Annotated in this window: 5 protein-coding genes; 4 read left to right on the top strand and 1 reads right to left on the bottom strand. The window is 72.1% G+C overall.

Annotated features, from left to right (window positions below):
* Nucleotides 1–145: 145 nt before the first annotated feature.
* Together FHG89_RS06050 and FHG89_RS06045 are read left to right on the top strand one after the other, a co-directional pair.
* Nucleotides 146–5620 (top strand): non-ribosomal peptide synthetase, encoded by a 5475-nt coding sequence (locus FHG89_RS06050; RefSeq protein WP_208760874.1) that lies wholly within the window; start codon nt 146–148, stop codon nt 5618–5620.
* A 70-nt stretch (nt 5621–5690) separates the two neighbouring features.
* Complete coding sequence (locus FHG89_RS06045; RefSeq protein WP_139583360.1) at nt 5691–6926, top strand: low temperature requirement protein A; 1236 nt, start codon at nt 5691–5693, stop codon at nt 6924–6926.
* An 11-nt stretch (nt 6927–6937) separates the two neighbouring features.
* Here the strand turns inward: FHG89_RS06045 and FHG89_RS06040 are convergent, their stop codons facing one another.
* Nucleotides 6938–7549, bottom strand: coding sequence for a TetR/AcrR family transcriptional regulator (locus FHG89_RS06040; RefSeq protein ID WP_139583359.1), 612 nt, complete (start codon nt 7547–7549; stop codon nt 6938–6940).
* A gap of 173 nt (nt 7550–7722) precedes the next feature.
* Here FHG89_RS06040 and FHG89_RS06035 point away from each other — a divergent pair, with 173 nt between their 5' ends.
* Both FHG89_RS06035 and FHG89_RS06030 read left to right on the top strand, forming a co-directional pair.
* Complete coding sequence (locus tag FHG89_RS06035; RefSeq protein ID WP_139583358.1) at nt 7723–8283, top strand: hypothetical protein; 561 nt, start codon at nt 7723–7725, stop codon at nt 8281–8283.
* A 1-nt stretch (nt 8284) separates the two neighbouring features.
* The gene (locus FHG89_RS06030) at nt 8285–9709 is read left to right on the top strand and encodes a dihydrolipoyl dehydrogenase family protein (RefSeq protein ID WP_139583357.1); all 1425 of its coding nucleotides are present in this window, start codon (nt 8285–8287) and stop codon (nt 9707–9709) included.
* The last annotated feature ends 19 nt before the right edge of the window (nt 9710–9728 follow it).

The raw sequence follows: 9728 nt of genomic DNA, 5'->3' as shown, positions 1-9728 counted from the left end.
CCCGGGACATGGTCATCAGGAGCAGCGAATCCGCGCCGGCCTGGAGGAACGTCTGGTCCGGATCGATCTCATGCGGGAGCAGCTCGCCCTGCTCGGGGGCGGGGTACCGGCCCCGAGCGCCGAGCCCCTGCCACCGGCGCAACCCGTGCCGGTCCCGCAGGCGGCGGTCGCCCCCCAGCCCGTGGTCGCCGCCTCGCCGGCCGACACCGTCGACTTCAGCCTCTACTTCTTCGGCGACTACGCCGAGCAGGGCCGCGACGACTCGTACGAGGTGATCCTGGACGCCGCCGAGTTCGCCGACGCCCACGACTTCCACGCCGTGTGGTTGCCGGAGCGGCACTTCCACTCGTTCGGCGGGATCTTCCCCAACCCGTCCGTGCTCGCCGCTGCCCTGGCGGTACGGACCCGCCGGTTGCGACTCAACGCCGGGTCGGTGGTGCTGCCGCTGCATCATCCCATCCGGGTCGCCGAGGAGTGGTCCATGGTGGACCGGCTCTCCGGCGGCCGGGTCGGCCTCGGCTGCGCGCCCGGTTGGCACGCCAACGACTTCGTCTTCTACCCGGACAACTTCCGCCGCCACAAGCAGGTGATGTACGAGAACCTGGACACCGTCCGGCGGCTGTGGCGTGGCGAGGCCGTCCGGGCTCGCTCCGGCACCGGCGAGGACATCGACGTCCGGCTCTTCCCCCGTCCGGTGCAGGTCGAGCCGCCGATCTTCACGGCCATCGTCGGAAATCCGGACAGCTACCGCGAGGCCGCCCGCCGGGGCCTGGGCGTGGTGACCAACCTGATGACGCAGGACGTCGCGCGGCTGGCGGAGAACATCGCCCTGTATCGCCGCACCCGCGCCGAGCACGGGCTCGACCCCGACGCCGGACGGGTCGTGGTGCTGATGCACACGTACCTCGACGAGGACGCCCAGCGGGCCCGCGCGACGGCGTTCGAGCCGTTCTGCGCGTACCTGCGCTCGTCGTTCAGCCTGCTCGGGCAGGTGGTCAACAGCCTCGGGATGAACATCGACCTGGCCGACACCCCCGACGACGACGTCCGGTTCGTGCTCTCCCGCGCGTACGAGCGGTACTGCGACGAGCGGGCCCTCATCGGGTCGCCGGAGAGCTGCCGGCCGGTCCTGGACCAGATCCTCGCGGCGGGCGCGGACGAGATCGCCTGCTTCGTCGACTTCGGCCTGCCGGCGCAGGCGGTCCGGGACGGGCTGCCGGTCATCGACACGCTGCGCCGGGCCACCCGCCGTCGGGAGTCCCGACCCACCGCCGAGGTGGTCGACACGGCACCGCTGTCTCCGGGGCAGCGGCGGCTGTGGCTGGCGGAACAGACCCATCCGGGCACCCCGGCGTACACCGAGGGCGCCGCGGTGCGGCTGCACGGCACGCTGGACCCGGTCGCGTTCCGCGACGCCGTGCAGGATGTCGTGGACCGGCACGCCCCGCTGCGGACCACCTACCGCGAGATCGACGGGGAACCCCGCCAGATCGTCCACCCGCGACTGGAGGTCGACATTCCGGTACGCGACCACGCGGGAGCCGACGAGGAGGCGGTCGTACGGGCGGCGATGGCCACGGTGAGCGGGCGCCTGTTCGACCTCGTCGAGGGCCCGTTGTTCGCCTTCGAGCTGCTGCGCCTCTCCCCGACGCGGCACGTGCTGGTGTTGGCGTTCCACCACCTGGCCACCGACGGCGGCTCGTACGCCGTGCTGACCCGGGAGGTGTCGGCGTGCTACCAGGCCCGGGTTGCCGGCCGTACGCCGGACCTGCCTCCGCTGCCGGTGAGCTATCCGGAACTCACGCGGGCCCGTGCCGCCGCCGACGAGCCCGACAAGCACCTCGACTACTGGCTGAACCAGCTCGACCCGCCACCGCCGACCCTGGTCCTGCCCTCCGACCGGCAGCGGCCGGCCCTCCCGTCGGCCGCCGGTGAGAGCCTCTTCGTGGACTTCCCGGCCGATCTGGACGAGCGGATCCGACGATTCAGTCGGGCCGAGGGAGTGACCCCGTTCAGCACGCTGCTCAGCGCGTTCGGGGTGATGCTGTTCCGGTACAGCGGCCAGCCCGACCTGGTGGTGGGCACGGGCACGAGTGGACGGGACGAGAACTCCCAGGACCTGATCGGGTTCTTCGTCAACACCCTGCCGCTGCGACTGGACCTGACCGGCGACCCGACGTTCCGGGAGCTTGTCGCCCGGATCCAGGCCAGCGCGGTCGACGGGTACGACCATGTCGTCCCGTTCGACGTCCTGGTCCACGCGCTCGCTCTGGACCGGCAGGTCGGACACCATCCGCTCTTCGACGTCGTCGTCGAGTACGAGAACGGCGACGAACTCTTCACCTTCGACCTGCCCGGGGTCACGGCGACGCCCCTGCGGGTCGGTCTGGACAAGGCGCCGGTCGACCTCATCGTCTACCTGTCCCACCGGGACACCGTGCACTGCCACGTCGAGTACCGGACCGAGGTGTTCGACCGCACGACTGTGCGGCGGTTCCTCGACGACTTCCAGCGGGTGCTCGACCAGGCGACCCGGCAGCCCGGCGCCCCGCTGTCCCGGCTGGCGACGCGCCTCGACGCGCCGGCCGGTGAACTCCGTGGGCCGCGCACCGAACCGCTCGCCGAACGGCTGCACGACCCGTTCGTCCGGCAGGCGTCCCGCACGCCCGACGCCGTCGCGGTGGTCTGCGGCCAGACCCGGTGGACGTACCGGGAGCTGCACCGGCGGGCCGACCTGTTGGCCCGCCGGATCGCCGCGACCGGGGTGGGACCGGACGACGTCGTGGCGGTGCTCCTGCCCCGTCGGCCCGAACTCGTCGCCGCGCAGCTCGCCGTCCTGATGGCCGGCGCCGGGTTCCTTCCCCTCGATCCGGCGCTGCCGACCGCGCGCGTCGGTACCCTGCTGGCCGACAGTGGCGCACGGCTGCTGCTCACCACCGCCGAGGTCGACCACCCGAGGGAGGTGGCGTACGTCCTCGTGGAGGAGCCGGTCGACAGGCACCTGCCGCCGCCCGCGCGGGTGCCCACGGGCGAGCACCTCGCCTGGTGCGTGTACACCTCGGGATCCACCGGCCGCCCCAAGGGCGTCCTGGTGCCGCACCGGGCCGCCGTGGACACGGTGTCCTGGCACGTGCGGGCACTCGCGCTCACCCCGGCCGACACTGTGGCGCACGGCATGGGGTTGGGCTTCGACGCGAACCTCGCCGAGATCCACCCGGCCCTCGCCGCCGGCGCCACCGTCCACCTCGTCCCGGCGGAGGTCCGGTCCGACCCGGCCGCCCTGGTCGACTGGTGGTCCCGGCACGGCGTCACCGTGGCGCTGCTGCCGGCGCCCCTGGCCGAGCTGGTCTTCGCGCTACCGGGTGCCGCGTCCGCCACCCTCCGGACGCTTGTCGTCGGGGGCAGCCAGCTGCGGCGTCGCCCGCCCGCCGGCTTCCCCGCAGAGGTGATCAACGCCTACGGCCCGACCGAGTGCAGCATCGTGACCACGGCCGGCCCGGTGTCGCCGGCCGGCGCCGGGCCCATCGACATCGGCACCGCCGTGGACAACCGACGGCTGCATCTGCTGGACCCCGCGGGCCTGCCGGTGCCGCCGGGCGCGGTGGGGGAGTTGTCCGTGAGCGGCGCCGGTGTGGCCCGGGGCTACCTGGGGCGACCGGCCGACACCGCGGCGGCGTTCGTGCCGGACCGGCACCAGCCCGGTGAGCGGATGTACCGCACCGGAGATCTCGTCAGGCTGCGTGGGAACGGCACCCTCGAGTTCGTCGGCCGGTGGGACGACCAGGTCAAGATCTCCGGGCACCGGGTGGAGCCGGGCGAGGCCGCCGCCGAACTGGCACTGTTGCCCGGCGTACGGCAGGCGGCGGTGATCGCCCGTCACGACCGGGGCGACGATCCCTACCTGGCCGCGTACGTGGTTGCCGACGGGGCCGACGAGCCGGCCGGCACCCGAACGGCGCGGCTCGCCTCGCTGCTGGCCGATCGTCTCCCCGCGCATCTGATGCCGACGGCCTGGGTGCTGCTGGATGCGCTGCCCACCACCGATACCGGCAAGGTGGACGCCGCCCGTCTGCCGGCGCCGGCCGCCGCGCCCGCCGACGAGCCGCCCCGCACGAGTCAGGAACGGTTCGTCCACGATGCCTGGTGCGCTGAGCTGGGGGTGTCCCGGTTGTCGGTGGACGTCCCCTTCACCGCGGCCGGTGGCCATTCTCTCGCCGCCGTCCGTCTGGCCAACCGCCTGACCGCGCTCGGCGAGGTCACGGTGAGCGTGCACGAGGTACTGCGCAGCCGTGGCATCCGGGACATGGCGGCGGCCCTGCCGCCGGCAGGTGGCGACACGGTCGTGGGCCGGGCACCGGCGACGTACCAGCAGGAGCTGATGTGGCGGCGCCAGCGCCAGGCGCCCAATCCCGCCGCCGTGCACATGGCGGTGCGGATGGACCTCACCGGGCGACTCGACCTGCCCGCTCTCGGACGCGCGGTCGACGGGCTCGTCGCGAGGCACGAGGCGCTGCGGACCCGCCTGGTGGAGCGCGACGGTGAGCTGACCCAGGAGGTCCTGCCGGCGGACGGGGTGGGCCTGCCCGTGGTGGACCTCCGCGCGGACCAGATCGACGAGTGGTGCCTACGCGTCGGACGGGAGACCTTCCCCGACGATGCCGGCCCGTGGCTCCGGACCAGACTGGCCCGGGTCGACGACGAAACCGGGGTGCTGATGCTCGTCGTGCACCACCTGAACGGCGACGGGTGGTCGATGCTCCAGCTCCTCGACGAACTGGGGCGCGGGTACGCCGCCGAACGCGGGGACGCGGCGATCCCGCCGCCGCCCCCGGCGAGTTACCTGGAGTACGCGCGCCGGCAGCGCGCCACGCCGGTGGCGACTGACGTGCTCGCGTACTGGCGACGTCAGCTCGCCGGCGCTCCCCGGGCGGTGGCGCTACCCACGGACCGGCCGCGGCCGGCGCGGTTGTCCGGTCACGGCGAGGAGTTCACCTTCGACGTCTCCGCAGAGCTGACCGCGCGGGTGACACGCTTCGCCGCCCGCGGTGGCAGCACGATCTTCCCCGTCCTGGCGGCGGCCTACGCGTGCCTGATGCGCGAGCTGACCGGCAGCAGCGACATCGTGCTCGCCTGTCCCTACGCCCACCGCGACGATCGGACCTTCGAGTCGGTGGTCGGTCTGTTCACCAGTCCTCTGTTGCTGCGGCCACCGCTGGCCGCCGCGGCGTCCTTCACCGAGCTGGTGGCCGGCACCGAGCGGGCGTTCCTCGACGCGATCCGGCACCAGCCGGCGCCCCTGCCCGCGATCTACGCCGCGGTGGATCCCGAGTGGCACGCCGGTACGCCGCCGGTGGCCACCATGCTGTTCGGAATGAATCCGGGCGTACCCCAGGTCGAGCTGCCCGGCCTGACGGTGGAGGTGACGGACCAGGGGCTCGGCTGCGCCCGCCGGGACTTCTCCCTGGTCGTCACGCCGTTCGCCGACGGCCTGCGTGGCGTGGTCGAGTATTCCACCGACCTGTTCGACCGCTCGACGGTCGAGGCCTGGTGTGGGAGGTTCCTGGACCTCCTGCGCGAAAACCTCGGTGCGGCCGAGCGGCAGGTCGGCCGGCAGAGCTGACCGCACGCTGGCTCACGCAACCCCGCCGACCACGGATCGTTGGGCGACGAGGGGTGGACGGAGGCGGTCGATGGCGGCGGGACGGGGTGCCGTACTGCTGCGTCCTCCCGAGAGTTCGGGCCGTGCCACGTTCCTGGAGCTCTTCTTCGATCTGGCGTTCGTGGTGGCCCTCACCCGGGTGTCGCAACGATTCGCCGGCCTGAGCAACGACACCGGCTGGGCGCTCGCCGAGGGGTTCGGTCGTACGCTGCTGCTCTTTCTGGCGCTCTGGCTGATCTGGTCGCACACCGCCTGGATCACCAGCCGCTACGAGCCGGAGCAGCCGATCATCCAGGCTGTCGTGGTCGGCACCATGTTCGCCAGCCTGGTCATGGCGGTGACGTTGCCACGTGCCATGGAGGAGCGGGCGGTGCCGTTCGCGGCCGCGTACCTGATGGTGATGCTGGTGCGGCCGCTGGTGGTCGCCGTCGCGCTGCGTGGCCATCCGCGACGGCTGGTGCCGTTCCGGCTCGCCGCGTGGGCTGCGGCGACCGCGCCGCTGTGGCTGGCCGGCGCGTTGGGCCCGGACCGACTCCGCCTGCCGCTGTGGGCCGCGGCCCTCGGTGTCGACTACCTCGCGTGGGCCCTGGGCTGGCCGCTGCCGCGGGTCGGGGCATCGAGGATAGGCCGCTGGCGGATCGCTGGTACGCATCTCGCCGACCGTTACCAGCAGATGGTGCTCATCGCGCTCGGTGAGTCGATTCTGGTCCTCGGCACGGTTTTCAGCGGCACGGACTACTCCGCGCAGCGGGCAGCCGCCTTCGCTGTCGCGTTCGCGACCAGCGCGCTGATCTGGCGGATCTACTTCCACCGCGCCGGTCTGCTGCTGACCGAGGCGTTGGACCGGGCGGGTATGCCCGGCCGGCTGGGCGCGACGTCGGAACGGACGCATCTGCTGATCGTGCTCAGCGTGCTTGTCACCTCGGTCGGCTACGAGCTGGTGATCGATGACCCGTACGGACCGCCCCGGCCCAGTTGGCTGCTGTTCGTGATCGGCGGTCCGATGCTCTTCCTCGTCGCCCGTGTACGGCTGGAGCACGAGATCTTCGGCCGGGTCTCCCGCTCCCGGATGGTCGGCCTGGTGGCCCTGCTGCTGTTCACGCCGGCGTTGGCCCGCTGGGCGCCGATGGTCGGGCTGAGCGTGGTGGCCGCAGTGCTGGCCCTGGTCTCGCTCCTGGACGCGCGGCGGAGTCGGGGACGGTCGATGGAGGTGTCCGCCTCGCCGCTCGCGGGGGAGGGACCGGGCGATCGTGACTCCGAGGCCTGACTCTGTCGTCGTTACGAGCGGGCGGAATCGTTCGATCGGCGCTCGGTGTTGATTCGCAGCAGTCCTTCGACCCCCCGGAGGAAGGTGTCGGACACCAGGGACGGGTCGAAGAGACATCCGGCTGCCGTGGCGCCGTCGCGGAGCATGACGAAATGGCGCGCGGCGGGATCCGCCGTCTCCGGGTGGACCTGGGCCATCAGCGTGGTGAGCGTGTCCAGGAACCACTGCCGGTGGGCGATGATCTCCTGGCGTACGGGATGGTCGGCGTCCGGATATTCCGCCGCGGCGTTGAGGAAGGCGCATCCACGGAATCCGGGGGACTGGATGTGCTGAGCGATGGAGCCGGCGATGTCCAGGAGGGGGTCGACCGCCGACGGGTTGGCGGCGATCGCCGCGTCGACCCTGGCGCGTTCCATCTCATGGACCGCACGCAGGTAGGCGAGGATGAGGTCTTCCTTGCTGGGGAAGTGCCGGTAGAAGGTGGCTCGGGTCACCTTCGCCTCGGCGATGATCCGGTCGACGCCCACGGAGTGGATGCCCTCGGCGTAGAAGATCCGGGTTGCCGTGGACAGGAGCCGCTGCCGCGCCTCGGAGGGCCGGGTGTCGGTGTCGCCGCGTGCCATGCCCCCACTCTAGCGGATAGAACGTTCGGTCTGATTCGTCTGACAGGTCATGACCTGCGCTGTGCGCCAGGTCACTCGGGAGATAGAACGGTCGGTCTTGCAAATTGGTGTCGACGTGGCCATGCTGAACGTGACAGAACGTTCGGTCTCCTCCCGTTCCTGGAAGGGCCACCGTGACCACCATTGCTGCTTCGACAGGCATGTCCCATGCCGCTGCCGCGCTGCGCCGGCTGTACTTCGTCCGCTTCGCGTTCGCCATCGTGTGGGCACTCGTGACGATCGCGACCGCCAAGGAGATCGGCCCCCTCACGGTGGTGCTCTTCGTGCTCTACCCGCTGTTCGACGTCGGCGCCGCCATCTACGACCTCCGCTCGTCGCGCACCACCGGCACCCCCGTCCTGCTGTACGTGAACATCGCGGTCAGCCTGATCGCCGCCGTCGGCGTGGGTATCGCCTCCGCGTCCGGCATTCCGGCGGTGCTGCGGGTGTGGGGCGCCTGGGCGGTCGTGGCCGGGCTGGTCCAGCTCGTCGTGGGTGTCACCCGTCGCCGGATGGGCGGGCAGTGGCCGATGATCATCAGTGGCGGCATCTCGGTGCTGGCCGGTGGGTCCTTCATCGTCGCTGCCTCCGCAGACAACCCGTCGCTGACCAACGCGGCCGGCTACGCCATCCCCGGCGCCATCTTCTTCCTCATCGCCGCCGTCCGCCTCGGCCGCAGCGCGAAGGGCAACTGACATGAGCACCACCATCGAGTACGACGTCGTCGTGATCGGTGCCGGCCCGGTCGGGGAGAACGTCGCCGACCGGGTCGTGCGGGGCGGCCTGACCGCCGCCATCGTCGAGCGGGACCTGGTCGGCGGGGAGTGCTCGTACTGGGCGTGCATGCCGACCAAGGCGTTGCTGCGCAGCGCGTCGGCGCTGCGGGCGGCGCGGCAGGTGCCGGGTGCCCGCGAGGCGGTGACGGGTGACCTGGACGTGGCGGCGGTGCTGGGTCGCCGGGACTCCTTCGCGTCGCACTGGAAGGACGACGGGCAGGTGTCCTGGCTGGAGTCGACCGGGATCGCGCTGCACCGCGGCCAGGGGCGGATCGCTTCCGCCCGGGTCGTCGAGGTGACCGGCGCCGACGGTGTCACGACGAGGTTGGCCGCGCAACACGCGGTGGTCGTCGCGACCGGAAGCGGCGCTCTGTTGCCGGACATCCCCGGTCTGCGCGAGGCGGCGCCGTGGTCCAGTCGAGAGGCCGCCTCGGCCAGGTCGGTTCCCCGCCGGCTCGCCATCATCGGTGGTGGCGTGGTGGCGGCCGAGATGGCCACCGCGTTCGCCGCTCTGGGATCCTCGGTGACGATGCTGGCCCGTGACGGCGTGCTGCCGTCGGTGGAACCGTTCGCGGGTGAGTTGGTCACGGAGTCGTTGCGCGCGGCCGGTGTGTCGGTACGCGTCGGCGCCGAGGCCGTCTCCGTCCACCGGGACGACAACGGAACCGTCCACATCGCTACCGCCGACGGCGGTCGGGTGGAGGCCGACGAGGTTCTCGTGGCGATCGGTCGTACGCCGAACACGCAGGACATCGGCCTGGAGAGCATCGGGCTGGCGCCCGGTGCCTGGCTGACGGTCGACGACACGTTGCGCGTCACCGGCGGCGGGGAGTGGCTGTACGCCGCCGGTGATGTGAACCGGCGGGTACTGCTCACGCATCAGGGCAAGTACCAGGCGCGCGCGGTGGGCGACGTGATCGTGGCCCGGGCGAAGGGTGAGGAGGTCCAGGACGGTCGCTGGGGCCGGCACGCCGCCACGGCCGATGAGCGGGCGGTGCCGCAGGTGGTCTTCACCGACCCGGAGATCGCGTCGGTGGGACTGACCGCCGCCGCGGCCGAGGCGGCCGGACTGCGGATCCGTGTCGTGGACCACGACCTGGGCGCCGTTGCCGGATCCTCCCTGCACGCCGATGGCTACAGGGGCAACGCGCGCATGATCGTCGACGAGGACCGGAAGGTGATCGTCGGCGTCACCCTCGCGGGCCCGGACGTCGCGGAACTGATCCACGCCGCCACGATCGCCATCGTCGGCGAGGTCCCGCTGGACCGGCTGTGGCACGCGGTCCCCGCGTACCCGACCGTCAGCGAGATCTGGCTGCGGCTGCTGGAGACGTACGGCCGTTGACGGTGGGCCACGTGCCCCT

Source organism: Micromonospora orduensis, from assembly GCF_006228125.1.
GTDB lineage: Bacteria > Actinomycetota > Actinomycetes > Mycobacteriales > Micromonosporaceae > Micromonospora > Micromonospora orduensis.
This window is presented reverse-complemented; position numbering and strand designations above follow the sequence as displayed.